A 24,440-nucleotide genomic window follows, 5' to 3' on the forward strand; every position below is an offset into this window, starting at 1 on the left:
CATGCCCATAGCGTCCGACGCGAACCCGGCCGATGCGGCGGCGGGCTGCGCCTCGGCGGCCCGCTCAGTCAGCAGACCACCGAGGACTGACGTCGGTAACGCGAAAGACCCCCCGCCAGCCGTTTGCGAAGTAAGCTCGGGGTTGTGAGTACTGGGGAGGCTCCGTCGTTGCCGGGCGGGCTGTGGTTCGCGCGGCTGGTGTTCGTGTCCATGGGGTTGTTGCTGTTGTTGGCGCTCGTCGTCGGGTTCATGACGCCCGGCTCGGAGGTTGGCGCGTCCGGCGAGAGCGGGAGCGGTGTCGCCGGTCCGCTGGTCTGGGTCGCGCCGATCGCAATGCTGGTGCTCGGCCTGTGGATCCGGGGCGGCGGCAACGTCGTCCGCGTGCTCCTCGCCCTCGTCGTCGTGTTCCTGGTGTCGGGGTCGGTGTTGATCGCGGCCGAGGACTTCGTGTTCGGCGGCTTCGGGGGCGGGGTGGGGTTGGTGGCTGTCTTTGTCGGCCTGGTCGCCATGCCGCTGCTCTACGTGGCGGTGGTGCTGCTCTTTCTGCCGTCGTCCAACGCCTATGTGCGGGAGATCCGGCGGTTGCGGTACGCCACCCAAGCGCCGCTCGGACCGTCTCCAGCGCCTCGTCCGGAGTGATGCCCAGGGCCTTCGCCCCGGTCCGGCTCTGCCCCCGGCGCCCGAGGTCCGGTAGGCCACTGTTGGACATGGCCTGGCTGAGCATTCACAGTGGCCGCATCCTCAGGCGGTGCGCTTGGCAGCGGCGAGCACGTAGGGGGTCAACGACTCGGCGATGACTGCGTAGCCGGCGGCCGACGGGTGGAACCGGTCGGCGGAGAACAGCCGGTCGTCGGTCGCGAAGCGGGTGGCGACCTCGGGTCCGACATGGGCGACGGTGCCGCCCGCGGTTGTCACGGCGTCGGCCTGTGCCTGGGCGTAGAGCATGCTCGCCCGGGACACGACCTCGCGGAACGCCGGCGGCACATGGGCGAGGACACCGAGATCCGGGGCGGTTACCGCGACCGTTCGCGCGCCGGCCCTGGTCAGTTCGGCGACCGCGTCGTGCAGCAGTCGTGCCCCGACCGCCGGTGGGGTGAGCCTGGTCAGGTCGTTCGCCCCGATGACGATCAGGGCCAGGTCGACGCCGGCCCGCACGGCGTTGCGCACCTGCGGTGCGAGGTCGGCGGAACGGGCACCGGGCACGGCGTGCACGCTGAGCGTCACTGCCTGGCCGGTGGCACGCACCGTGTCGGCGAGAAGGTGCCCGATGCTCTGCTCGACCCGCATGCACCCGACCCCGGCGGCGAGCGAGTCGCCGAGCACACGAAAACGGAGTGGAGTGTTCATCACCAGCGACAACGCGGCAGCCACTCCGATTGCTCCGAGGCCAGCCAGTGAGGATGCGTATGTTCGCCGCCGGCGTACACGCCCTGGCGGCCTGGTCTTATGAAAGAGCCGGTCTCAGGCCCCCCAGCGCACGATGTCGAGCAGTGTTCTGACAAGCACGCTGGCCGCCCGGGACTCCTCCTCGGGCCGGGACAGCACCACGGTCAGCACCGGCAGGTCCCGCGAACGCCGGGCCAGATCTGCGAGATCACCTGGACCGGCTATCCGGACGACTTCTCCGAGCTGTCGGTCACCGTCAACGGCGAGCCCGGCCCGAACATGGTCCGCAGGGGAACTGATCGACGCGTACGGCGAGCGGCCCTGAGGTACCGCGCCGGCTGCGTACTATCGAGCCATGCCACAGCATGGGTCACCTGGACAGCTGTCGCCGGCGGTGGAAAACGTGTACGGCGTGGGGGATCTGAGCCAGAACGCCTGCTTCTCCGGCGGCTTCATCAACTTCGGCTACTGGGAGTCGATCGACCTCGACGCGCCGCTGACCGAGTCCGATCGCGTGCTCAGCCAGAAGGCCCTGTACCGCCTCGTGCTGACCGCGGCCGAGATCGACGGGTCCAGCCGGCTGCTCGAGGTCGGCTGCGGCCGTGGACTCGGCTGCGCGTTGGCGTTGAACGAGTTCGGGCCACGCACGGTCGACGGCGTCGACGCGCACCCGGACCAGGTGCGCCGGGCCGAGGCCGCCAACACCGAGGATCCCGCGAAGTTGCGCTTCCGGCTCGGGTTCGCCTCGGCACTGCCGTTTCCGGACAACAGCTTCGACCGGCTCTGTTCAGTCGAAGCCGCGCAACACTTCCCCTCACTGCGGGACTTCGTCGCCGAGTCGGCTCGTGTCCTCGCTCCCGGCGGCAGGTTCGCGGTCACCACGTTCTTCCCCGTGCGGGCCGGGCTGGAGGACCGGATCAAGGACCTGCTCAACCCCTTCGCCGAGGGCCTCGACGTGGCCCATCCCCTGCCATCGCTGGTGAACACACTCGCCGACAAGGGGTTCTCCGACATCTCCGCGACCTCGATCGGCGAGCACGTCTGGCCAGGCTATGACCGCTGGATAGCGCGCACCCAGTACGCGGACTCCTGGCCACGGAACTACAAACGCGCCTACAGCGAAGGCCTGATCGACTACTACCTCGTCACAGCGAACCTGCCACGCACCCCCAAGGCTTGAATTCGACGACAACTCATCCGCCGATCGCCACGTGGGCACAGGACCCCACGGCGGAACGGATACGGGAGATCACCGAGACGGTCCTCGTGGCGTCCACGGACCAGGCCATGCAGCCGATGCTCCGGCCGGGCTTCGGTCCGCCGGTCGCCGAGTTGCCGAAAGGGCCGGACAGCCCGTTCCACGCGATCGTGGTCGAGCTGGAGAACGTCGTCCGGGGCGGCGTCTCACGCGGGAAGTGCCGCTGACCGAGTCCGATCGCGTGCTCAGCCAGAAGGCCCTCCAGCCCGCCGCCCACATGTCACATCCGCTGCCACCTTCGAGGCCGAAGATGTGACAGTCCAACTGGTGTGACGGTTTGCCCTATGTGGCGGACGAAAAGTCGAGTACGGTCGGTTGGCAACGTTGGCGAACCGGGGGTAATCGGCTTGTCTGCGAAGATGGCGATCTGCGTTGTCGTAGCCGGTGTGCTGGCGGGATGCGCGCCGGCCCCACCGGAGGAGAGCACGGCGCCGACCACGCCGCCGACGACCACATCGCCGCTGCCCGTGCCGGTGGTGACACCACTGCCTCCCGCGCCGCCGCCGATCGCCCGACCGCTGGACGTGAGTCGGTACGCCACCGGGGGCGCGGTGTGTGACCTACTGACTGACACCCAGGCCGTCGATCTCGGTCTGCAAAGTTCCGGAAATCCGTACCAGGCGGGCGATGGCAGCCTGCTGACCTGTAACCGGAACGGCTTCGGCACGGAGCGGGACGTCGAGTACAACCTCTGGCCCGACTCCGACGTGTTCGCCTCGCAGTTCGGCGACAAGAGGCGGCAGGGCAGTGACGACGCGTACCTCGTGGACGTCGCAGGCCAGCCCGCTGTGGTGAACGGGAGTGATCCCAAGCCCGCCTGCCTGGTGACCGTCGGGCTCGCGGAGCGTCAGGGCATCGAGGTGTTGGCCAGTGACGGCAAGGACCTCGCCTGTGCGCTGGCGGTGGCGGTGGCTGAGCGGATGGTGCGAAACATCACCGGTTAGGTCGTCCAGCATGCAGATGACGTAGTTCGACTCGTCGATCATCAGCAGACCCATACGTCCTCTTGTGCCGCTGATCGATCGCGTGGAAGTTGACCGCGAAGTGTCAGGCGCCGGGACAATACGTGGTGTGTGGTACTTGCGGGTGGTGTGGATGCCCTGGGGTGTCGTACTCGGCGGCGCTGATCGGCTGGGGTTCGGAGGTGCAGGCTTCGACACGCCGCGCTCCACCGACCACGCCTGGGGCGATGAAGTCGCGAACGGAGTCCGTTCACCCGTCTTCGTACCGCGAAGGCGGTGCGTCAGATCACGGGCGAACTCCGTGGGCAGCCAGACCCAGTCATGCCCGAATCTCGCGGCCAAGCTGGATTACAGCGCAGGCCAGGCATCGAGCCGGTGTTCCTCACCCCTGGAGGGCCTCGTGCTGATCGGCAGCCTGGTCCAGGTCATCGAGTAGGCGCACCGTTACCACGGCGAGTCGGCCATAAGGCGATGCAATTGCACGCCCGCCCCGACGGGCTCACCGACCGGCGGCACCGCGAGACGGGAGCTCTTCCAGAGCGACATTGGATGATGCTCGCCCACTCGCCCAGGTTGGGGGGCCGAGGGTCTGGCAATTGCGAGCGCGACATGGTACGACTAAAATAATATGAGGAGAGATGAATTTCGCCAGGCCAGCGCTGCAGTGGGAACCATAATCAGCTTGGCGGGTCTTGCTTTCACCCTCATTCTCGTGCAGTGGATGTTGAACTGGGAGCACGCGACCATCGCCCGTTCACCGGAGTACGTCACGTGGTCAGTGTTCGCATCGGTGGGTGTGGTTATCTACTGGCACGTGTTCGCGCGGACTCGCGTACATATAAATGCGCCATCGCGGACCGCATTCGTGGTCTCGGCAATCGCGTACGTCATCTTCGCCGGCCTAGTGCTCCTTCTGTTGACCGGCAGGGCCCCGGCCGGCACTTTGCCGTGGGTCATGCGACCGATCTACCTCGTGGCAGAGTTCTGTGCCGCTCCGGCAGTGCTCACATTGTGGCTTTCACGTCCCCGGCTTCAAAAAATACGACTGCACGGGCCTGGCGCACTGAACAACCTCCTCACTATCCGCTGCGACATCAGCCGTAGCCTGATCGGGCTCAGCCTCATCGCCTCCACCGGTCTGATCAATACAGCGGTGCTACGCAAGGCACACATCGCACACGGCCTGGAGCCGGAACTCTTCCCAGTCGCATTGATCCTCGCGTACGGCGGTGTGCTCAGCGGTATCGTCGCGCTCATCTATATTCCTGCGTTCCTCACATGGCGGGACAAAGCAACCGCTTTGGTCAACACCGCATACCCGGTGCCCAAGGACGCGCAGCCCACCGAGGAATGGACGGATGGTCGGACGCGGCTGACCGAGCTCATCAGCCCTGAAAACCCGATCACCAAAACGGTGGGCACGGCCTTGAGCATCCTCGCACCCTTCGCGACCGCCGTACTGGCCTACTATTTGCCGGATCTGAACCAGAAGTGACGGCTGGCTCATGTAACCAAACGCCGTGGATCTTCTACTCAGGAGCATGAGCGTGCATCGGTTCAAGGCCTCAGACAGTCAGCCACATTGCCTCGAAACAGTCGACAGACCACCCGTCGCAAGGTGCGTCATATCGTCGGCAGATGTTGGATGGCGGGATTATGTGGTGTGTTCATCGGGTAGCTCTGCGGTGTTTCATTGGTATGCCTTGGCCACGGGCCTGTTCGTCCTCGTCGCGGGTCGGCTTGGTGACAGCTGATTCGCGATGTAAACCTGAAATCGCTGGTCAGGCTCACTATTGTGAGGACCATGAACATGATCGACGTGGCGGCGGTCGCGCGCGCCATGGCCACCGGCGTCGCCCACCCCGACATGCAGCTCGTACAGACCCGCTTCCGCGCCGGGCTCGTCGAGGGCTGGGACATCCAGCCGGGTGACCGCGTGCTGGAGATCGGCTGCGGGCAGGGCGACATGACCGCCGTGCTCGCAGCCGCCGTCGGCGAGCACGGCCATGTCATCGGTGTCGACATCGCCGATCCGGCTTACGGCGCCCCGGTCACGCTCGCCGAGTCCGCCGAGTTTCTGCGCGCCACCCCGTTCGGCGACCGTATCGACATGCGCTTCGGCTTCGACGTGCTCACCGAGACCTTCCCGGACGACACGTTCGACCACGTCGTGCTCTCGCAGTGTTCCTGGTACTTCGCCTCGCTCGACCAACTGCGCGCCACGCTCGCCCGGGTCCGCCCCTGGGCGCGGCGGCTGGGCTTCGCCGAGTGGGACCTGCGTCCCACGTCTCACGGCCAGCTCGCGCACCTTCTCGCGGTCCAGATCCAGGGCATGGTCGAGGCGGCCGGTGAACGCGGCGAGGGCAACGTCCGCACCCCCTTTTCCTGCCAGCGCCTGCTCGCTGTCCTCGAAGAGACCGGGTGGCAGGCGTCCGGCCCGCGCACCATCGACACCACGGGCATGCACGACGTGGCATGGGAGATCACCGCCTGCCACCAGGTGGTGAAAGAACGCCTGCACACCGTTCCGGCCCCGATGCGCGACCTCATCCAGAGCCACGTCGACGTGCTGGAGACGGTCACGCCGAACAACGAGGCATTACCGGTCTACTCGGTGACCGCCACGCGTTGACCGCCGAACCGGTCCGGCCGGATGCCATCGTTCGTGTGGGGGAAATTCTTCCCCTGCTGTCCGGTGGAAACCGGCGCAGAATCGGTGGTCGGGCTCGCCGACGACGGCACCGTCCGGCGAGGGCCGGAGCTGCAGCGCGACGAGGTCGCCCGCCTCGCTGTGCCCGCCGCACGAACACCCCTGCGTGGGTCGCGGGCGTGTTCGTGGGGCGGGCTCGGCGGTGTGCTGGTAGGCGCGCACGATGCTGGAGTCCATTGACACCTCGCGGTCGAGTTCGTCGATCGTCCGGGCGATTACGTGGACTCGGGATACCGGTGTCGTGAGGTTTCCGTTGCGCGGCCAGTGCCAGAACTCGTGACTGCACATCACGATCGAGGATCAAAGCAGATCAACCATAACTGCTTTGAGGACAGGCCTTAGCGGACTTGGACGCCGTAGTTGAAGGCTCTGTCGATGTCCTCGCAGTACGCTGTGCTCGGCCCGGACCCGGCGCGGGTCCATGGCCCGTAGCGGTTGTAGTCGGGCCAGAGCGTCGCATCGCACCGGGTGTAGGCACGGTACTCGCCGGTGCCGTTCGCGCAGTACGCGGATACCGATGAGTACAAAGTGGAGACGGTGCAGTTCGACGGCGCCGCGACCACGGTCGGACCGGTGGGAGCGGCCACCGCGGTTGCGGTGGTGCCGCCAGCGAAGGCGGCCGCGGCGAACAGAGCGGTCACCCCGATCCGTCGGGCGGTCGATAAGGGTCGTTTCCCGGGCATGGTTTCCTCTCGTGTGGTGGTTCGGTTGTTCGTGGTCCGGCATGCGGGACAGGCGGAGCCCTCGATCGCGGATGTCGGGTGGATGGGGGCGCGGTCATGCCGGAGGTCGCCTCAGCCGGTCTGCATCGCCTGGTTGAACGCGCGGTCGCCGGAGTTGCACCAGGCCGAGGACCAGCTGCCAGGCCTCACCCACGGCCCATAGCGGTCGTAGTCAGGCAGAAGGTTGCGGTCGCACCGGACGACACCGCGGTACGTGCCGAAGCCTCCGCTGCAGAAGACGTCGACCCCGTTGCTGAGCGACGACACCACGCAGCCCGACGGGGCCAGCGCCGTGGCGGGTGCGGCCTGGGCTGCGGTCGCACCGCCGAGCACGGCTGCGCCGGTCAGCACAGTCGATGCCGCAATTCGACTGGCGGCGGCGGAGAATCGTGACATGGATAACTTCCTTCCAACGAAATGTATTCCGGATGACCACGAAAATCCTATTTGCCACCTCTCTCGAGGCTGCATTCATGTGTTCTTCAAGGCAGAACAATCGCTCAGGTTGAGTGAGGGAAGACGGGCTTGGCGTGACGTCCGGGTGCTGCGGACTGGACGAGGGCGGTGACTGACGCCGGTGCCGCGGTGGCCACGAGGGCGAGGGGGCTGCTGCGGCGGCCGGAGCCGTCTACTTGGACGTCAAACACATGGGTTGATCTCCGGAACCGTTCGGCGGCCGTTTGTGGGTCGCGGGCCGTATGGGGTCCTACGATGCGCTACCGATTGTGTGAATCGCTTGCGACTTCCTGCAGTCGCAGGTCAGGACCCGATATGCACGCTGTCGGGGAAGTGGTGCGAACAGGGGGTGCAGGTGGTGGTGTTTCGTCTGTTGGGTGGAATAGCGGTGGTTGTCGACGGTGTGGCGTTGGATCTGGGGCCCGCTCGGCAGCGGTGCGTGCTGGCGGCGTTGGCGGTGGACGCCGGTCGCGTGGTGTCGGTCGAGATGTTGACCCACCGGGTCTGGGGGGAACACCCGCCGTTGCGTGCCAGGGCGACGTTGATGGGCTACCTCTCCCGCCTGCGCCGAATCCTGGGCGTCGGTGCCGTGGTGCGGCATCCCGGCGGGTACGTCCTGGAAGTGGAGCGGTCGGTGGTCGACCTGCACCGGTTCCACGAGTTGTGCTTGAAGGCCCGTACACGCGCTGCCGATGACGCCGAGCGCGTGGTGCTGCTGGAACAGGCGCTGGCACTGTGGCAGGGAGACGCCCTGATCGGCATCGAGGGCGACTGGGCCTTCGCCGAACGCCGCGGACTGCGCCAGCAGCGCCTGGACGCCGAGTGTGATCTGACCGACGCCCTGCTGCGCCTTGGCCACGGTGAGGACCTGGTGGCCACCCTGGGCGCCCGTGCCGCCGGGTGGCCGTTGGACGAACGCGTGGCCGCCCAGTTCACGCTGGCCCTGCACCGCGCTGGACGCACCGCCGACGCCCTGGCCCACTATCGACAACTGCGCGACCGGCTGATCGAGCAACTGGGCACCGAGCCCGGCACCACACTGCAAGGGTTGCACCAGCGCATCCTCGACACCGACCCCGCCCTCACGCCGCCCCCGGTGACAATCGACGGAACATCGGCGGTGTGGAGTTCGGACATGCCGGTGCCCCGGCAACTTCCGGCACTGCCTCGGCTGTTCACCGGCCGAGCCGTCGAACTGGCCCGCTTGGACGAGATGTTGACCGTCGAGCCGGATCGGCACCCGTCTGCATCCGTGCCTGGGGTGTCCGCAACCGAACCGGAGACCGCTCCTGGGGCGCCGGCCGCCGGGACGGTGGCGATCGCGGCGATCGGTGGTGTGGGTGGGATCGGCAAGACCTGGCTGGCGCTGACCTGGGCGCATCGCCACGCCGAGGCGTTCCCCGACGGACAGCTGTTCGTGGACCTGCGCGGCTTCAGCCCCACCGAGCAGCCTGTCCCGCCCGATACGACGCTGTTCGGGTTCCTCACCGCACTCGGTGTCGTCTCCGACCTCATCCCTACCGACCCGGACGCCAAGGCGGCTCTGTACCGCAGCCTGGTGGCGGGCAAGCGGATGCTGGTCGTGCTGGACAACGCCGCCACCGCCGACCAGGTCATCCCCCTACTGCCCGGCAGCCCGACCTGCACCGTGCTGGTCACCGGCCGCACCAAACTGGCTCCGCTGATCGACCGGCACAGCGCCCACCACCTGCAGCTGGACGTCCTCACCGACGCCGAAGCCCGCACCCTGCTGACCGGACGCCTCGGCGACGCGCGCGTGGTCGCCGAACCCAAGGCCGTCGCCGAACTGGTCGCGCTGTGCGGACACCACCCACTCGCCCTGACCATCACCGCCCGCCACGCCCGTACCCGTCCGGACATCTCGGTGGCCGAAGTCACCGCCGAACTACGCAAGGCGGGTTTGGACGCGCTGGACGACGACGACCCCGCCGCCAGCCTGCCCGCGGTGCTCTCATGGTCGCTACGTGCCCTCGCCCCCGAGCAGCAAACGGTCTTCGCCCTGCTGGGCATCGCTCCGGGACCCGACATCGGCCTGTCCGCCGCCGCCGACCTCACCGGTCTACCGGTGGAGCGGACGCGGAAGGTGCTGCGCGCGTTGGAGGACGCCTCGCTGGTGGACCGCCGACCCGACCACCGCTACGCCATGCACGATCTCGTCCGCGCCTACGCCACCGGCCTCGCCCACGACCTGGACGAGTCGGTCCGACAAACGGCCCTAACCCGAGTGATTGGCTTCTACCTGCACACCGCGTTCACCGCCGACTGCCTCCTGGATCCGCACCGCATGCCGATCCGACTTGACCCACCCGACTCCGACGTCCACCCGCAGCCGCTACCCGACCTACCCGCCGCACTGTCGTGGCTGGACATCCACCACCCCCATCTGCTGGCGGCCCAAAACACCGCAGCCGCCCACCACCGCCACCAAGCCGTGTGGCAGTTGGCCTGGGCCTTGACCACCTATCACTGGCGTCGAGGGCATCGCCACGACGCACTGGCCGTGTGGCAGGTCGCCGCCGACGCCGCCGTTCACCTGCTGGACCCGGCTGCCCGTACCGACACCCACCGGCTCCTCGGCCGCGCCTACGCCAACCTGGGCAGGCACGTACAGGCCATCGCCCACCTGAACCAAGCCCTTGTCCTGGCTGAACAGCACCACAACCTCGCCCAGCAGGCCCACACCCACAACGCCCTCGCGTGGGCTTGTGAACTCGGACGGGACGAGCGGCGGGCACTGGAGCACGCCCGCCACGCCCTAGACCTCTACCGCACCCTCGACCACCCGGTGCGGGAAGCCGTGGCGCTCAACGCAGTGGGTTGGTACACGGCCCGCCTGGGCGACCACGGCACTGCCCGCGCCCACTGCCAGGCCGCCCTCATCCTGTTCCGCCGCCACCACGACTACGACGGCGAGGCGACCACTCTGGACAGCCTCGGCTGGATCGACCACCACACCGGCCACCACGACCAGGCCGTCCACCACTACCAGCACGCCCTCACCCTGCGCCGTGCCGTCGGCCACACCAGGGGAGTCGCCGACACCCTTGACCGCCTCGGCCACTCCCACGGCGCTCTCGGCCAATACAGCCTGGTGCGCAGGGTGTGGCAGGAAGCGCTGCAGCTGTACCGCGAACAAGGACGCAACACCGATACCGAACGACTGCAGCAACAGCTCGATGCCCTGGACTGAGCGTTTTGTCCCGGTCTGGATGCGTTGCCACTCTTACACTCCGGCGAATCGAGTTCGCCACGCCGCTGCGGAGCAACACGACATTGGTGCACCGGTGGGTGGCCGAGCACGACGTGACCGTCGACGGAGTGCCGATCCCGATCCACCGCGCCCGCATCCGCACCACCTACCAGAATCTGCTGTCTCGCCGCGGGTGGACCGGCCGCACCACCATCGACCCCAACCACAGCTCCGCAAAGCGGCGCCGCCGACCGTGCTGACCGACCAGGAAGCCGCCGACACCGCCGTCAACACTGCGGCCGCCTTCCCGCAACTGGTCGCCGACCACGGACTGGACCAGGACGCGATCACCGAACTGCTGGCCGGTGAGCGGGACGTGTTCGTCGCCGCGTGGGCCAACCAACTCGCCAGCCCGTTCGGACCGGCTGGGAAAACCGTGTCCAGCCCGACCTTGGGTCTGTCTACTGTGTCCGCTCGCGGTGTTCCTGCCCCGGCACCTGCCCAACCTGGTCCGGCTGCGGGGGTTCTGCTCCCGCCAGTTCCGCCAGCAACCCACCGCGGCGTTGGTCAGTGGGCCACGCCGACCGACGCGCTGGAGGCTCGCTTATTCGCCGAGAACCGCCTGCCACGGTGGTCCGGCTCGTGATCAAGACATCCTGTGACGTTGGCGTGCGGATCACGGTGTGAGCGTGACGGGCAGGGCGAGGTACCCGTTTGAGACGAAGGACTCCAGTCGCAACAACTCACTGGGCTCGGCGGCCAGGGTCAGCTTCGGAAAGCGCTCGAAGAGCGCGGGGAGCGCGATCGCGGCCTCCAGTCTGGCCAGCGGGGCGCCGAGGCAGTGATGCACGCCGTGACCGAAAGCCAGGTGCGCCTTGGCCTTGCGGGTGACGTCCCACCGGTCAGCGTCCGGCCCGTGCACGAGCGGGTCACGTCCGGCGGCCCCGTAGCAGGCGAGTATGGCCTCGCCCGCGCGCAGCGTGACGCCGTCGCCGATGTCGATATCCTCGACGGCGTAGCGCAGCGGCAGGTTCGCCACCGGCGCCTGGTTGCGGAGCGTCTCCTCGATCACGTCCTCCCAGGTGACGTCGCCGTCGCGGACGAGGCCGAGTTGGTCGGGATGGGTGAGCATCGCGACGATCGCGTTGCCGAGCAGGTTGACGGTGGTCTCGTGGCCCGCGCTCACGAACAACGCCAGCGTGTCGACCAGCTCTTCCTCGGTCAGCGGCGACGTGTCGTCGCGGGCGGCGATCAGGGCCGAGGAGAGATCGTCGCCGGGGCGCTCGCGCTTCTCGGTGACCAGTTCCTCGAGAATCTGCCGCAGACGTGCGAAGGCGGCGATAGTCTCTCCGGGTGCCTTCCCGGCATTCAACAACACGTCCACGCACCGGGACAGTTCCTCGCGGGTGGCCTCGTCGTCGATGCCGAACAGCTCGCAGATCACCTTGACCGGCAGTTGGTAGGTGTAGCGGTCGCGCAGGTCGACGGGCGTGTCAGGAGGCACGTCGGTCAGCTCGTTCAGCAGGTCGTTGGTGATCGCCTCGATGCGCGGCCGCAGCGCGGCGATGCGGCGTGCGGTGAAGGCACCGGCGATCAGCCCACGCAGGCGGTCGTGGTCGGGACCGTAGGCCGTGAGCATGTTGCGTACGGCCGCCCAGGGGAACAGCGGCGAGTCCGAGGAGATCTCACCGTTGATCCAGGCCGGCCAGTGCTGGTATGCGTCCTTGGACACGCGCGGGTCGACGAGCAGGCGCCTGAGCAGCCCCTGGTCGCTCACCGCCCAGGCCAACACACCGCCGGGTAGCTCGACGCGAGCTACCGGACCGAGCGCGCGGATGTGACCGGCCTCGCCGAGAACATCGCGGCCGGAGGGATCGATGACGTAGGGGGTGACGTCGGCGTGGCTGTCCATGATCTTCTCCAGAGTCGTGACAGCGTCACCATCCGGCGTGGCAACGGAATCGGGGGTTGGATCACCGCGGCGCGAAGCTGTCCACCGTCGCCGCGGATGCCCCGAGCAGCCCCCGCGCGCGGACCGCGGCCACCAGTTCAACGGTGGTGCGTTCGAAGAGGGGCCATGGGAGGCCGGCTATCCCGATGGCCGCGGTGAAGTCGTCGAAACCGTACCTGCGGCGAGTCTGCTCGATCCGGGCGGCACAGGACGAGGCGTCGCCGAGGAGACTGAGAGTGGTGCGAAGGACATCGGGTGGGGGCAGGGTCACCTGGCGCAGGGCCAGGCGCTCGCAGAACCAGCGGACGTAGGGTTCGAGCTCCGTCCATGCGGTGGGTTCGTCGTCAGCGATGTGGACGCCGTGGGTGAGGGTGACCGAGCTGTCCGGGTTGCGGTTCCTGACGTGGTCGACGATGCGGCCGAGGTTCTCGCCGGTCGCGTTGACGAGGACACCGTGGCCATGGTCCGTGGCAAGGTCGAGAGTGCGTGGGGTGCCCGAGGTGGCGATCCAGATGGGAATCGAGGCGGTTTCCGGTGCGGCGGTCAACCGGTGGACGAGCAGGTTGTGGTTGTGCTCGAAACGTTTCGAGCTGGTCCGCGCGTCCAGCCCGTACCCGGCGTAGTCCAATTCGGACAGACCGCGGCCCAGGCCGAGTTGCAGCCGACCACCCGACACCGCGTTGACCAGCGCTGCCCGCTCGGCGATCTCGACAGGGTTGTGCAGACCGAGGTTCACCACGGATGTGCCCAGCCCGATCCTGGTCGTCGCGGCGGCCAGGTGGGTCAGGACGAGCAGCGGGTCGGCGATGATGTTCCATGCCGTGTCGTGGTGTTCGGGCAGCCAGACGATGTCGTAACCGGCACGTTCGGCCAGCCGCGCCTGGCGGACCAGGCGGTCCAGCACGTCGGCGTCGCTGTGCCCGGCACGCCTGCTGCCGATCAGCTCGATCCCGAGACGCATGCGATCACCCCGCGACACTGGTCGCCAGACCAGTGCCGGCGATCCGCGTCCGGATGTCACCCGCGGTGTACAGCCCGGCGAAGAGTGTCCCGCCGGGGTCGAGTGGGCCCGAGTCCGCGAGCCCGCCGATGTCGACCGGGTCGAACCCGGCGTCGCGCACCAGATCCGCCACGGTCTCCTTGGCAGTGGGGTCATCGCCCGCCAACGCCATTCCGGCTCGCAGCGGCACCCCGAACGCCCGGCTCACCAACGCCTCCACGATGACGTGGTTGAACGCACGCACCACAACACTGTCAGGGAGCAACGACGCCATCCGGTCGCCCGCGGTGCGGTCGGGCAGCCCGGAGACGATCCGGCCGTCCGCGGACACGGCCATGGGGTTGGTCGCGTCGATGACGATCTTCCCGCGGAGGGCGGGCCGTAGCGCGGCGGTGATCTGTTCGACGGCGTCGTAGGGAACGGCGAGCAGGACGACCTGGCTCTTCTCGGCAGCCTGGACGACCGACACCGCCTCAGCGCCCAGCGCCGCGGCGGTGTCCCCGAGTGACCGCGGGTCCCGGGTGCCGAACAACACCCTGTGCCCGGCCCGCGCCCAGTACCCGCCGACCGCCCTGCCGACCTGCCCTGCCCCGATGACGCCGAGGGAAAGCGGTGCTGTCGTCCGTTCCATCATCCATGTCCCTTCTCGTAGTCCTCAGCCTGATCGCGCGATCTCGTCGGCGACGTTCATCGCCGCCAGTTCGCGATCGGTCCGGGCGATGGCCTCGTCCACCGGCATCACGGTGTCGAAGCCGAAGATGCCGACGATCGTGCGCAGCCGCTCGGTGACCGAACCGCCGACGATGTGGTACGGAATCCCGTGCTCCCGCAAGGTGGTCAGGAGCACGTCCTCGGACAGCCGGCGGAACCGTTCCGACACCGGGCGATGACCGTCGGCGACCAGTGGGAACTCGATCGGCAGGTGGGCGAACGCGTCGTAGGTCCGTTGGGCGTGCTGCTTCACGACCGCCCCGAGATTGTCCAGCACGTCCTCGAAGAAACGCATTTCCGCCGTTCGTTCGACATCGATCTCGACCGAGTCGTCTGGATGGATGCCGACCGACATCCGCACTTTTCCGTAAACCCACTCATGAATGGAGGAACCGTCGGAGATGAACCCGTTCGGCAGGTGGCTCTCGTGTACCGCCCGCTCGGCGTACCTGCGTATTCCGAGCTGGATCAGCTCTGCGGCCGTGCAATCCTCCAAGCGCTTTCCGGGAAGCGCCTCGGGAAGGATCTCCCGCATGGTTTTCGCGTGTGTCCGGGGGATGCCGGTGAGATGGGACAGCGCGATCGAGGTCGTGGTCTTGCCGGATGAGTACGTGCCCGAGATGGCGAGTTTCATCGTGTCCGCGCCAACGGCAACTCGTGGGCGATCGACCCTGACACCGAGATGCCCGCCAGGTGACCGGTCACGTCGACCTTGCGCCAGGACCGGCCGCGCAGGCTCAGCAGTTTGTTGTCGCTCAGCTCGGCCCAGGCGCGGCATGGGACGGACAGCGGCTGGTGCGGCTCCTCCACCTCCATCCGTAGGTTGCGCAGCCACATGGTGTTGGTCCGGTTGCGGTCGACCACGTCGATCTCGTACAACAGCGCCTGGGCCAGCTGCGCCATGACCAGCAGCCCATCGACCATGGTCAGGGACGGCTGGTACGCGGCACCCATGCCGGCACCCTCGGCGTCCCCGGGCTCCACCACCACGTCCGCGGCGAACCGCCCCTCCTCGGTGTCGATGTCCACATTGGTCATGACGTGCCGCCGGTCGTGGTATCCCGCACCGACGCACTCGTCCTCGGTGGGACCGAGCAGGTCACCGGCCGCGGCGTAGAAACTCGGAGCCCTCTCCTCGGCCGCCCCGTCGTGCTCGATGTCGCAGGCCACTTTCATCGTGCCGAGCCGAGCCCGCAGGGCGGAGACGTTCGCGCACACCGCGCCCGCACCGACCTCCGCTGTACGCGCCACCTCGATGTCGAACCCGGTCAACTCCTCCTGCGGTGCGGTACCGGCCTTCAGCCCTACCAGCCGCGGCCACATCCGGCGCCGTTGTGGGCCGTCCAGCCCGTGCGCGTGGATCAGGTACGCCTCGGCGAGCGCGAGGCCGAGCACCATGGCGTCGACGCTGCTGAGATGGGGCCGCAGTTCGGTGTCCTCGTCCTTGAGTGACCAGTCGGCCGGATAGTCGAGGGTGGCGCGGGCCTGTGCGCCATTGTGGACGCTCAGGTCGTGGATCCGCCGAGTCACCCTGCGGTATCCGCTGCCGAAGAACCGCTGCTCCGCGGGTCCCAGACACTCGTCAATCGATTCAAAGCGGCGACGCGACTGAGCCATGGCAAATCACCTCGTGTGCTAGCAAATAGTCGTGCGTCTGCCTCCTCGCACAGGCGTCGACGTTAACGCCGACCCATTTGCCGCGCGAACGCGCACCAGGACATGTCGGAGCACTCCGTGTCGTTCCGAGAACCTGTCCCGAGTACTTCGTCAACACCACGGTTGTTCAGCCACAAAACGCGGCGGCGTCACCAGGAACGGCTACCTCGACCAGGGGCGATGACACCGTGTGCCGCTCAGGTCCAGTCGGTGCCGCCCGCCTCCTAAGTGGACGCGTCGGCGGGTGGCTTGCCGCGCCATCGTTTTATCGAGGTGATCTCACCAAGGTCGGGTCGGTTGTGCGAGTGTTCGCCGGATCTGTTCGCGGTGCAGGGATCCCGGTCGAAGACGGGCATGGAGTCCTCATCGCGCGATCACCGTGGCGTACTCCGACAGGACGACGCGGCTGGCACTGTGGGTCTTCGTGAGAAGGCTGGAGACGTGTTTCTCGACCGTTTTGGGAGAAATATGCAGCCGCTTGGCGATCTCCTTGTTGCCGAGTCGTTTGGCGAGCAGGCAGAAGACGTCGTACTCGCGAACGGTGACACCGACCCTGCGTAGTTCTGCCGGGACCGACTCGTGGCCCGTCCTGCGCTGGTTGACCGCTTCGCCGTGGTTTCTGAGTAGTGACCTGCACGCGCTGGCTACCGCCGGAACAGATGCCTGGTAGAAGTATTCCTCCGCGCCGCGGAGCCAGCCGACGGGATCGCCCCAGCCATCCGCGGTAGCTGCTTCGGTGACCAGCCGGGCGCCAAGGTGCCGGGCCATCCGGTACGGTTCGGCGGCCGTCAACGCCGAGGCCGCTGCGCGGTTCGCCGCGGCTGGGTCGCCGCGCCGGCCGAGTTGTACCGCCGTCGCCCAGTGCACGAACTGGCGATTCCACCGCATCCTGCCGGCCGCGGAGGACGGGAGATCCTGATCGGGGGCGAGGTCGCCCGCGAGCACGTCCAGGAGTACCCGCAGCCCGTGCTGTCCGGTGAGGTGGAATCCGGACGGCCTGGCTTGCTCCGTTTCCGCGGCCAGGTCCAGTTCACGGCGTGCGCGGTCGACGTCCTCCTCCAAAAGGGAGCAGAACGGGCGCGCCAACCCGGAGCACAGTGACATCTCCTGCGAGGTCTCTCCGCCGTACTCCTCGAGATCGGTGATCGCCGCCGCCATGTCCACGCGGTTTCCCCTGTGCGCGGCCAAGATCGCGCGCGTCGCGTGTGTGTACCGAACCAGGTCGCTCAACTTGAGGCGCGTGGTCCGGTCGAGGTTGTCCGGGAGGCGGCGAGCCGCCGCGGGGAAGTCGCCCCGCAGCACGGTGTTGAGGGTGTCGATCGCGTCAAGTGCGCACGTGGCGGTGATCGCGCCGGTGCGGGTCGCCTCCTGCCTGGCCAACTCGAGCGAGCTGGTGTCGGCATCAGACAGGACGCGATGGCCGGCGAGCCGCACCAACACGTGTGTGCGCATCAGTGACAGTCGATGCTCGTCGGCCACCTGCTGAGCCTGCTCGAACCGGCGCTCGGCCTCGTCGAGGTCACGTTCCCGGGCGGCGATGCCGAGAACCTGAAGTGCTTGGCATGTGATCGCCGGCACCCCGTGCTGTTCGGCCAACGACAGCGCCTGGTTCGCCAACTGCTCAGCGGTGGCGATGTTGTCCTGTCCTGGCATTTCCAACAAGAGGTTCGCGTGCACGGCATCCATCGCGGCCCGCTGCTCGTCGTAGGGCGCGACGCCGTGCGCGGTCCGGGCGGCACTGACCTGGTGGATGCCGTCCTCGTAGTTCCCAGCGAGATAGGCGAGCCAGGCCATCCTGACGTGCAGCGCCACGACCTGCGTGGGCGTCGCCATACCGGAGAAGCTGGTCGCCAGCTCGAACGCCTGCTCGAACCGACCGATCTCACCGAGTGCGTAGACCAGGGTCTCCCGGACCTCGCCGCGGAAGCCGAGATCGAGATGCTCGGTGAGCAGATCGTCCGCCTTCGTGAGCAGTGTGACGGCGGAGTCGGCGGCGGCGCCCATGAGGGCGCGACGCCCGGCCCTGGCGAAGAGCGCCGCAGCGTCGAACCGGTCACCGGCCGCCAACCGCAACGAGCCGACCAGCGGGCACCATTCGCCAGGGAGTTCGGGATACAACGCCGCTATGGCGTCGGCGACCCGTGCCGCGAGCCTGCCGCGGGTGGTCGGCGTCAGTTGGGCGAGGAGCGCCTCCGCGGTCAGTGGATGGCGAAAGCAGTACCAACCGGGCTCCGTCTCGTCATGCACGATCAGCTGAGCGGCAACCCCGGCACGCACGTAGCTGAGTAGCCGCCGGTCGTCCATGGCCGTCGCGCGCTGCACCACCGACAGGGGAAAGCGCTGCCCGGCGGTCGCCGCCGCCGACAGCATCTCGATGCCCTGTTCGCCGAGGTGCTCGGTGCGGACCGCGATGTTGTGCACCAGCGCGGCCGGGACAGCGGCCGGCAGATCGCGGACGAGGTGCCAGCTTCCGCCACTGCGGACGAGCCTTCCGTCGTCGAACCACTCCCGCAGCAGTTCCTCGACGACGAACGGGTTGCCGGCGCTGGTACGCCACAGTTGCTCGGCGACGGTGCCGGGCAGTTCGGCCGCCTCCGCGTCGAGACAGGCCGCGGCCATCCGGTGCACGGTCTCCTGGTCGAGCCCGGCCAACTCGAGCATCGCGCACGAGCCGCGTTGAGCAGCCGAACGAGCAATGCGCGCGGCGTCGGACGGGACGTCTCTGATCGTGCCGATCAGCAGCGTCCGACTGATGGCCAGGTTGTCGGTCAGGTACTCGAGGATGAACAGTGTCTCGGCGTCGGCGTCGTGCAGGTCGTCGAGGACGAGCGCACACCCGTTGCGCTCGCTCACGTGCGTCAGCAGGCGAAGGATCGCCTCCGCGATGACGGTCAGCGAGAAACCACCGCCGGTGTCCTGCTGCCACTCCGGCACCAACACACCGAGGGCCGGCAGGTAAGGACCGATCTCGTCGGCGAGATCCTGGCCGTGATTCCTGGCCACGCCCAGCAGTGCCTCGGACAGCGGGCGGAATGGCACCATCGGGCCGATCGTGCTGCTACGCCCACGCAGAACGCGCATGCCGTCCGCGGCCGCGAGTTCCGCGACCTCGACCGCCAGCCGTGTCTTGCCGATACCGGCCTCGCCGACGACGAACACCGCACCACCCCGGCCGGAGCGGGCGTCGTCCAGAACTCCTTTCAGGGTACGGAGTTCGGCTCTTCGACCTATCACCTGAGGCGAGCGAATCCACACTTCGACCACCCCAATCGATCACTCCACCGGCAGACGCGCATGCGGGTGATACCGGTGAATGTGAAAGATCAGTCGTTGGGCTTGCGCAGGCTGATGGTCCCCGGCGGCACCCAGGTTGGGATGATCGAGATCGCGCCCATCTGCGGGGTTGTGCCGCCAAGTGCCGCATTCCGCACGCCGATCGCCGGCGGGGTGGGCAGGACGAGCTCTCCGATGACGTTGTCGACCGACTGATTTTTCTCGCTCATGGCTGAACCCCCGTTTGCTTGTATTCCATTGTGGTCACTGGCGTTTCCAGTAGCAACAAGGAAGGAACATGATCAGCGAACCCGATGCGGACGAGAGAGTAGCCGATTCCGGACAGACCTGTCAGGAGGTTGGGTGAAGATTGGACGTTCGGTGTGCCACAACCCGCACCGGACTGTTCGATGGTCGCGAGTACCTCACCGGCACGTGCCGTGCGTGCGGCGGACGCATTGTCCGAATATCCAGCGAGTGCGCAGAGTGCGTCGAGCACACCGGCCTCGCCGTGACAAATGCTCATGTTGCGAAGCATGGGCCGCGCGGTCAGCAGGCGGGCGCACTCGTCGGGGCCGCCGAACTGTCGTAGCGTGTCCTCATCCCTGGCGCGAGCGAGGATCGTCCCGGCAACGCCGCCGCACCAGCCGATGTCGGACACGTCCCGGGCGAGGTCAGCGGCGAGCGCGGCATGCCCGGCCGCGGCGAGGTCGCGGTCGTCGTGAGCCGACGCGTACCGCAGCAGGGCCCAACCGACCCCGGCCTCGCCGCGAGCGAAGCCGGTCGCACCACCGGGGCCCGCCTTGCCGGGCGCTGTGAGCCGGGCGGCGTATCCCTCGGCCAGGCGGCCCGCCGTCGCCATGCCGGTCATCTCGTGTACTGCCTGCATGGCGGCCAGACCGCCGGCGAGTCCGACGGCGACACCCCTGGGAGATTCCGGTTCCCCGTGGGGGACAACCTTCAGCAGGTCTGCCAGCAGGTCGAGGAGTGTCGGGTCGTCGAGCAACACGGCCAGCCTCGCGAGTGCGTAACTCACGCCACCGAGCCCGAGATGGCCACCACAGCCGGCTGCGCCCGCTACCTCGGGATGCGCGGTGAGGGTCTTGACTAGACCGGGCAGTGCGCGCACGGCCTCGGTGGCCGTGCCGTGGTAACGAGACAATCCGGTGAGCAGAGCCATCTCGGCGAGGAATACGGCGACACCGCAGTAGCCCTCGCCGAGCCCGGCCCCCATCGGTAACAACTGCCAGTACTGATCGTCCACGAGTTCGATGCCGAGCCAGTTGGTCCTGCCGTCCCGCCGCATCGCGGACGCGACGATCTGGTCGGCGATCCCGGACGCGGCGGCGAGCAGGTGTTGGCGGGTCATCGGTCCGGTGGCCGTCGCGCCTGCCAGAGTTTCGGTGCTGTGGTGGCTGACCGGTCCCGGGCGCGTGGCGAGTGTGGCCCTGATCGTCCATTCCTGGTCACGCAGATCGACCCCGTCCATCGAGGCGATCTTCGCAAGCGCGGCGGCCAGGCTTGATGTGCTGAACAGGCCGGGGAAACGTCGTCCGTCCGCCGCCCACACGTCGAGCGAGCCGGGCCGGGTGGTGAACATCGGGATGTCGCCGGCCCACAGGTCGGCCATCTCGGCGCCGATCAGGTGGCGGTGCTCGATGGCGGCTTCCTGGTCGGCCCACAGAAGATCGAAGATCCGATCCCGGTCCAACGCGTCGCGCAACAGGTCGGGATGCGTCGACTCGTCGAGTAGGGTGGCGTAGAGCCTCGTTGGGCGGATCAGCACCCGGACCATCTCGTCGGCCATGCCGCGGAGCAGCCCGTCCGGTCTGGTCAGGTGGTCCCGGCCGGTCATGATTGCCCGGTACCCGGCCCGGAACCCGGCGATGAGCGCCGGCAGGTTGTCCGCCGGCTCGCTCTCCTCGCCGTCCAGCAGGGGCCGGTTCCCGCTGCCCGGAAACTCGCCAGGCACGCGGATGAGACGCATCTTGTCCGTGCCGGCGTCGGCCCAGTGCACCGAGGCGGACGGGTAGGTGGCGCCGCGATCGCCGCCAAGGCCGGAGATGTCCAGCGCGCCGTGTTCACCGAAAATCATCTGGGGTAGCAGTGCGGTCCGGTGCACCGATCGGCGAAGGTAGTGTGCGGCCGGGTCGGTGTCGGCGCCGCCGGCCGGCAACTCGGGATGGAACATGGTCTCCGCGTCGACCACCACCGGCTGGTCGCCGCAGGCGACGACGTTCTCGCAGTGCATGTCGGTGCCGCCGATGGCGTGCAGGAGCGCCAGCAGCGCGCCTTGGCGGCGGTAGAACCTGCTCACCTCGGCGACGTCGCGGCACGGTCTGGACTCGATGAACTCCGTCCAACCGTAGTCGGGCCGCACGAGCACCTTCGCCGTGCGCAGGCCCAGGTCCGGAACACGGTCGTTCAGCCAGCCGACCAGTTCACCGAAGCGCTCGTGCACGCCCATCGGCCGCGGTTTGTAGACGACGGCCCGACCCTCGGCGAAGCGCAACATCCACACCGACCGGCCGTGCTGGTGTGGGTCGCCACCGGTTCCAGTGACGTCGACGAGCGTGCCCGGCTCCCCGTCACACAGGCCGGCGGCGATCTCCTCCCGGTCCCGCGCGAACCGTGCCAGCAACTCGTCGAATGCCTCAGCTGAGTACTGGCACGTCTGCCCGACCAACCTGGCGAGCACCGGGAACTCGTGGAAGAACTCGGCGAGCCGTCGCGCGTCGCACAGGCGCCGCACGAAATCCTCGAACCGTGCCGCCGGTGTGTCACCCGTCAAGGTGCCGGCGGCCCGCTCCCGGTTCATGACGAACACCTGCGTTCGGACCGACAGCTCCACCACCCTGTTGGTCAGTTGTGTGGCGAACCTGGCCGACAACGAGTCGATCGCCGCGGCGTGCGGCGCCACGAGGCGCTCCGCCCGCGCGGTGGCCGCTCTCGTCGCCGCGTCGACGAACGGCCGGAACGGTAGTGCGAAGGCGTCCTGCCACGCGGTGCCCGAAGGTAGCTCTGGGAGCTGATCGTGGCCGCGGGGCGCGGCGGTGAGAGCCTGTTCGATGAACTCGGCCCAGGCCGGGCGCGCCGTCCTCGCCGCCACCGACTCAGGTGGCTCGTCGTGCACCAACAACAGGTTCTTTTCGTCCGTGTCGAGCGCGGCCAACCGGTCAGCGGTGCGGTCCGCCACGTCGAGGCCGTGCGCCGTGCGCCAGGCCTCGACTCGTTCGTACGCGCGACGCGACGGCTCGCGTGGGAGCCCGCTGATGTCGGGCAGTCGTTCGCGCAAGGTCAAACCGAGGCTCCACCAGTCGGGCGGGAGCAGGTCCGAGGCGTCGGGTGACGGTAAGCGCACGGCAGCCAATGATGCCAGCGGTGCGGCGAACAAACATGAGGAGTCTTCCCCCAAATTCTCACCCAGTGGCGCTGAGCAGCGGCGAGCGCACGAGCCGACCGACTCTTCTGCGGGTGCGGTGCGGGCCGGAACAAAATATGGGGGCGAATCCCTGATGGCGGCGAGCACGAAGTTAACCAGGGTGTTGAGCCATGGAGAACGCCGCAGGGAATCCCGCCGCCCAACCACCCGGGCGTGAGCACGTCTGGCATCAGGTCGACTCAGGTGGAGTTCTTGACGGTTGCTTCTGTCAGTGGGCCAGCGGGGATCTAGGGGTTGTCGGATATGTCTATTTTGTACTGTGCGTATGCTGAAAACGCGGATTGGCGCCTCGTGATTGGCGTGTCCGCGCTTGGAGATGGGGCTGGAGCCGGTGGTGAGTGCTGAGTCACCGCCGGAGCTGGTGCCGACTCTCGACGATGCCGACGATCCGACCGGGGTCGGCATCACCGAGAGCGGAGAAAGCCATGCCGCCCAGACCGTGTTGATCGCGGAACTGACGGTGCGCGACTCGCCGCGTCTGACTGGAGAGGACGAGGAACACGTCCGGCGGCTCGCCGAAACCGACGACACGCTGCCACCCATCCTGGTGCACCGGTCCACCATGGCGGTGATCGACGGCGTGCACCGCCTGCGGGCCGCTCAGCTCCGTGGCAGTAGTACGATCCGGGCGGCATTCGTCGACTGCCCGCAACGCGCGATTTTCGTGAACGCCGTGCGTGCCAACGTCACCCACGGGATGCCACTGTCCCTCGCCGACCGCAAGGCCGCCGCGGGCAGGATCCTGATCTCTCATCCACAGTGGTCGGATCGGGCGATAGCCGCGGTGACCGGTCTCGCGCACAAGACCGTGGGCAGGATCCGCCGTGGCTCCACCGAGGACCTGCCCGGGCCGGGTGCTCGCATCGGCATGGACGGCCACGTCCGCCCGGTCACGAACCTGGGGCGCGTGCTCGCCGAGAAGATCATCAGCCAGCAGCCCGGGATGTCGCTCCGAAAGGTTGCCAAGGCGGCGGGAATCTCGCTCAGTACCGCGCATGACGTGCGCCGCAAGATGGATCTTCCGCGCAAAGGCGACACGCCGACAGCAGACTCCGATGTGACGTGGAACGGCAGGCCCGTCACGGAGCCGGAACCTCTCCAGCGGCCGCGCGAGGCGGGGGACGTCGACGACGTCCCCCGTGCCGACCACACTGCTCAACCGTCGATGGCACCGATCCGTTCGCTTCGTCATGCGCGGCGGTGTGCCTCGGTGGTACAGCGACTGAGGGCGGATCCGTCACTGCGTTTCACCAACGGAGGGCGAGTGCTGCTGCGTATGTTGGGAGTACACGCTCTCACCGAGGATGACTGGCGTTGGCTGCTCGACAGCGTTCCCAGGCACTGGGCGGCGACCATCGCCGAACTCGCCAGGGAGTTCGCCTCGGCATGGGAGGAGTTCGCCGCGCGGCTGGACGATTCCATCCAATAGTAGGGCCGGTAGCTCACGCAAGGGTGTTCGACTGGGGAACTTCCCCACCGAACGCCGGCTAGATCGGTGCCGTATCGAGAACGGTTGCTTCCGTGTGAGCCTGTGCCTAAGGTCACCGATGCCGCCAGGGGAGGCGGCCGGACTATTTACTTATTCCAGACCATTTCGACATCGGAGAGCGCTTATGGCGACGTTGCTGTCGACGTCTAATCTTAGCGGGCATCATGGCCTGGTGATCGAAAAAAGGGGGAGCGCAGGCCTCGCTGATCTCCC

21 protein-coding genes and 1 pseudogene are annotated in these 24,440 nt (G+C 67.8%); 11 read left to right on the top strand and 11 right to left on the bottom strand.

What is annotated here, in order from left to right; genetic code table 11:
- Positions 1-144 precede the first annotated feature (144 nt).
- Positions 145-639 (top strand): hypothetical protein, encoded by a 495-nt coding sequence (locus VF106_RS43655; protein WP_330845935.1) that lies wholly within the window; start codon positions 145-147, stop codon positions 637-639.
- Between the two features lie 102 nt (positions 640-741).
- Here VF106_RS43655 and VF106_RS43660 read toward each other — a convergent pair whose 3' ends face one another.
- On the bottom strand, positions 742-1,371 hold the full coding sequence (locus VF106_RS43660; RefSeq protein ID WP_330845936.1) for an SGNH/GDSL hydrolase family protein: 630 nt from the start codon (positions 1,369-1,371) through the stop codon (positions 742-744).
- A gap of 370 nt (positions 1,372-1,741) precedes the next feature.
- On the opposite strand from VF106_RS43660, the gene VF106_RS43665 reads away from it, so the two are divergent.
- The 6 genes from VF106_RS43665 (at position 1,742) to VF106_RS43690 (ending at position 6,496) form a co-directional block, all read left to right on the top strand.
- A complete protein-coding gene (locus VF106_RS43665) occupies positions 1,742-2,566 on the top strand; it encodes a class I SAM-dependent methyltransferase (protein ID WP_330845937.1) in 825 nt (274 codons plus the stop codon).
- Complete coding sequence (locus VF106_RS43670; RefSeq protein WP_330845938.1) at positions 2,563-2,811, top strand: hypothetical protein; 249 nt, start codon at positions 2,563-2,565, stop codon at positions 2,809-2,811. Before VF106_RS43665 ends, VF106_RS43670 begins: the two co-directional genes overlap by 4 nt.
- 192 nt (positions 2,812-3,003) lie before the next feature.
- Complete coding sequence (locus tag VF106_RS43675) at positions 3,004-3,588, top strand: DUF3558 family protein (protein ID WP_330845939.1); 585 nt, start codon at positions 3,004-3,006, stop codon at positions 3,586-3,588.
- 700 nt (positions 3,589-4,288) lie between these two features.
- Positions 4,289-5,101: a hypothetical protein gene (locus VF106_RS43680; RefSeq protein ID WP_330845940.1), complete on the top strand. Its 813-nt coding sequence runs from the start codon at positions 4,289-4,291 to the stop codon at positions 5,099-5,101.
- Between the two features lie 309 nt (positions 5,102-5,410).
- A complete protein-coding gene (locus VF106_RS43685) occupies positions 5,411-6,238 on the top strand; it encodes a class I SAM-dependent methyltransferase (protein ID WP_330845941.1) in 828 nt (275 codons plus the stop codon).
- A 63-nt stretch (positions 6,239-6,301) separates the two neighbouring features.
- Positions 6,302-6,496, top strand: a complete 195-nt coding sequence (locus tag VF106_RS43690; RefSeq protein ID WP_330845942.1) for a hypothetical protein — start codon at positions 6,302-6,304, stop codon at positions 6,494-6,496.
- A 158-nt stretch (positions 6,497-6,654) separates the two neighbouring features.
- Here VF106_RS43690 and VF106_RS43695 read toward each other — a convergent pair whose 3' ends face one another.
- Entirely contained in the window at positions 6,655-6,957 is a 303-nt protein-coding gene (locus VF106_RS43695) for a hypothetical protein (RefSeq protein ID WP_330845943.1), read from the bottom strand.
- Between the two features lie 153 nt (positions 6,958-7,110).
- Complete coding sequence (locus tag VF106_RS43700) at positions 7,111-7,434, bottom strand: hypothetical protein (RefSeq protein WP_330845944.1); 324 nt, start codon at positions 7,432-7,434, stop codon at positions 7,111-7,113.
- Between the two features lie 448 nt (positions 7,435-7,882).
- Between VF106_RS43700 and VF106_RS43705 the strand changes: the two genes are divergently transcribed.
- The 3 genes from VF106_RS43705 to VF106_RS43715 all read left to right on the top strand — a co-directional run bounded on the left by VF106_RS43705 (position 7,883) and on the right by VF106_RS43715 (position 11,351).
- The gene (locus tag VF106_RS43705) at positions 7,883-10,705 is read left to right on the top strand and encodes an AfsR/SARP family transcriptional regulator (RefSeq protein WP_330845945.1); all 2,823 of its coding nucleotides are present in this window, start codon (positions 7,883-7,885) and stop codon (positions 10,703-10,705) included.
- An 86-nt stretch (positions 10,706-10,791) separates the two neighbouring features.
- Entirely contained in the window at positions 10,792-10,965 is a 174-nt protein-coding gene (locus tag VF106_RS43710) for a hypothetical protein (RefSeq protein ID WP_330845946.1), read from the top strand.
- On the top strand, positions 10,959-11,351 hold the full coding sequence (locus VF106_RS43715; RefSeq protein ID WP_330845947.1) for a hypothetical protein: 393 nt from the start codon (positions 10,959-10,961) through the stop codon (positions 11,349-11,351). The genes VF106_RS43710 and VF106_RS43715 overlap by 7 nt, the downstream gene beginning before the upstream one ends.
- Positions 11,352-11,381: 30 nt before the next feature.
- Here the strand turns inward: VF106_RS43715 and VF106_RS43720 are convergent, their stop codons facing one another.
- From VF106_RS43720 to VF106_RS43755, 8 genes and pseudogenes are all read right to left on the bottom strand, one after another.
- A complete protein-coding gene (locus VF106_RS43720) occupies positions 11,382-12,617 on the bottom strand; it encodes a cytochrome P450 family protein (RefSeq protein WP_330845948.1) in 1,236 nt (411 codons plus the stop codon).
- Positions 12,618-12,678: 61 nt separating this feature from the next.
- Positions 12,679-13,617, bottom strand: coding sequence for an LLM class flavin-dependent oxidoreductase (locus tag VF106_RS43725; RefSeq protein WP_330845949.1), 939 nt, complete (start codon positions 13,615-13,617; stop codon positions 12,679-12,681).
- Positions 13,618-13,621: 4 nt separating this feature from the next.
- Positions 13,622-14,293 (bottom strand): annotated as a pseudogene (locus VF106_RS43730) (NADPH-dependent F420 reductase); the annotation flags it as partial.
- Positions 14,294-14,311: 18 nt separating this feature from the next.
- Positions 14,312-15,001 (bottom strand): ATP/GTP-binding protein, encoded by a 690-nt coding sequence (locus tag VF106_RS43735; protein ID WP_330845950.1) that lies wholly within the window; start codon positions 14,999-15,001, stop codon positions 14,312-14,314.
- Positions 14,998-15,984, bottom strand: a complete 987-nt coding sequence (locus tag VF106_RS43740) for an AvrD family protein (protein ID WP_330845951.1) — start codon at positions 15,982-15,984, stop codon at positions 14,998-15,000. The genes VF106_RS43735 and VF106_RS43740 overlap by 4 nt, the downstream gene beginning before the upstream one ends.
- Positions 15,985-16,386: 402 nt before the next feature.
- On the bottom strand, positions 16,387-19,257 hold the full coding sequence (locus tag VF106_RS43745) for a helix-turn-helix transcriptional regulator (RefSeq protein WP_330845952.1): 2,871 nt from the start codon (positions 19,255-19,257) through the stop codon (positions 16,387-16,389).
- Positions 19,258-19,346: 89 nt separating this feature from the next.
- The gene (locus tag VF106_RS43750; RefSeq protein ID WP_330845953.1) at positions 19,347-19,526 is read right to left on the bottom strand and encodes a hypothetical protein; all 180 of its coding nucleotides are present in this window, start codon (positions 19,524-19,526) and stop codon (positions 19,347-19,349) included.
- The gene (locus VF106_RS43755) at positions 19,523-22,657 is read right to left on the bottom strand and encodes a type 2 lanthipeptide synthetase LanM family protein (RefSeq protein ID WP_330845954.1); all 3,135 of its coding nucleotides are present in this window, start codon (positions 22,655-22,657) and stop codon (positions 19,523-19,525) included. The genes VF106_RS43750 and VF106_RS43755 overlap by 4 nt, the downstream gene beginning before the upstream one ends.
- 415 nt (positions 22,658-23,072) lie before the next feature.
- Here VF106_RS43755 and VF106_RS43760 point away from each other — a divergent pair, with 415 nt between their 5' ends.
- Positions 23,073-24,167 carry a ParB/RepB/Spo0J family partition protein gene (locus VF106_RS43760; RefSeq protein ID WP_330845955.1) on the top strand — a complete coding sequence of 365 codons (1,095 nt, stop codon included), beginning with the start codon at positions 23,073-23,075 and terminating at the stop codon, positions 24,165-24,167.
- Positions 24,168-24,440: the final 273 nt, after the last annotated feature.

This window comes from Actinophytocola sp. (assembly GCF_036378875.1).
Taxonomy (GTDB): domain Bacteria; phylum Actinomycetota; class Actinomycetes; order Mycobacteriales; family Pseudonocardiaceae; genus Actinophytocola.

Coding starts and splice junctions, on each gene's coding strand:
- VF106_RS43700 (WP_330845944.1), bottom strand. CDS start 7,434: ATGTCACGATTCTCCGCCGCCGCCAGTCGAATTGCGGCATCGACTGTG.
- VF106_RS43720 (WP_330845948.1), bottom strand. CDS start 12,617: ATGGACAGCCACGCCGACGTCACCCCCTACGTCATCGATCCCTCCGGC.
- VF106_RS43750 (WP_330845953.1), bottom strand. CDS start 19,526: ATGAGCGAGAAAAATCAGTCGGTCGACAACGTCATCGGAGAGCTCGTC.
- VF106_RS43665 (WP_330845937.1), top strand. CDS start 1,742: ATGCCACAGCATGGGTCACCTGGACAGCTGTCGCCGGCGGTGGAAAAC.
- VF106_RS43735 (WP_330845950.1), bottom strand. CDS start 15,001: ATGAAACTCGCCATCTCGGGCACGTACTCATCCGGCAAGACCACGACC.
- VF106_RS43685 (WP_330845941.1), top strand. CDS start 5,411: ATGAACATGATCGACGTGGCGGCGGTCGCGCGCGCCATGGCCACCGGC.
- VF106_RS43675 (WP_330845939.1), top strand. CDS start 3,004: ATGGCGATCTGCGTTGTCGTAGCCGGTGTGCTGGCGGGATGCGCGCCG.
- VF106_RS43740 (WP_330845951.1), bottom strand. CDS start 15,984: ATGGCTCAGTCGCGTCGCCGCTTTGAATCGATTGACGAGTGTCTGGGA.
- VF106_RS43725 (WP_330845949.1), bottom strand. CDS start 13,617: ATGCGTCTCGGGATCGAGCTGATCGGCAGCAGGCGTGCCGGGCACAGC.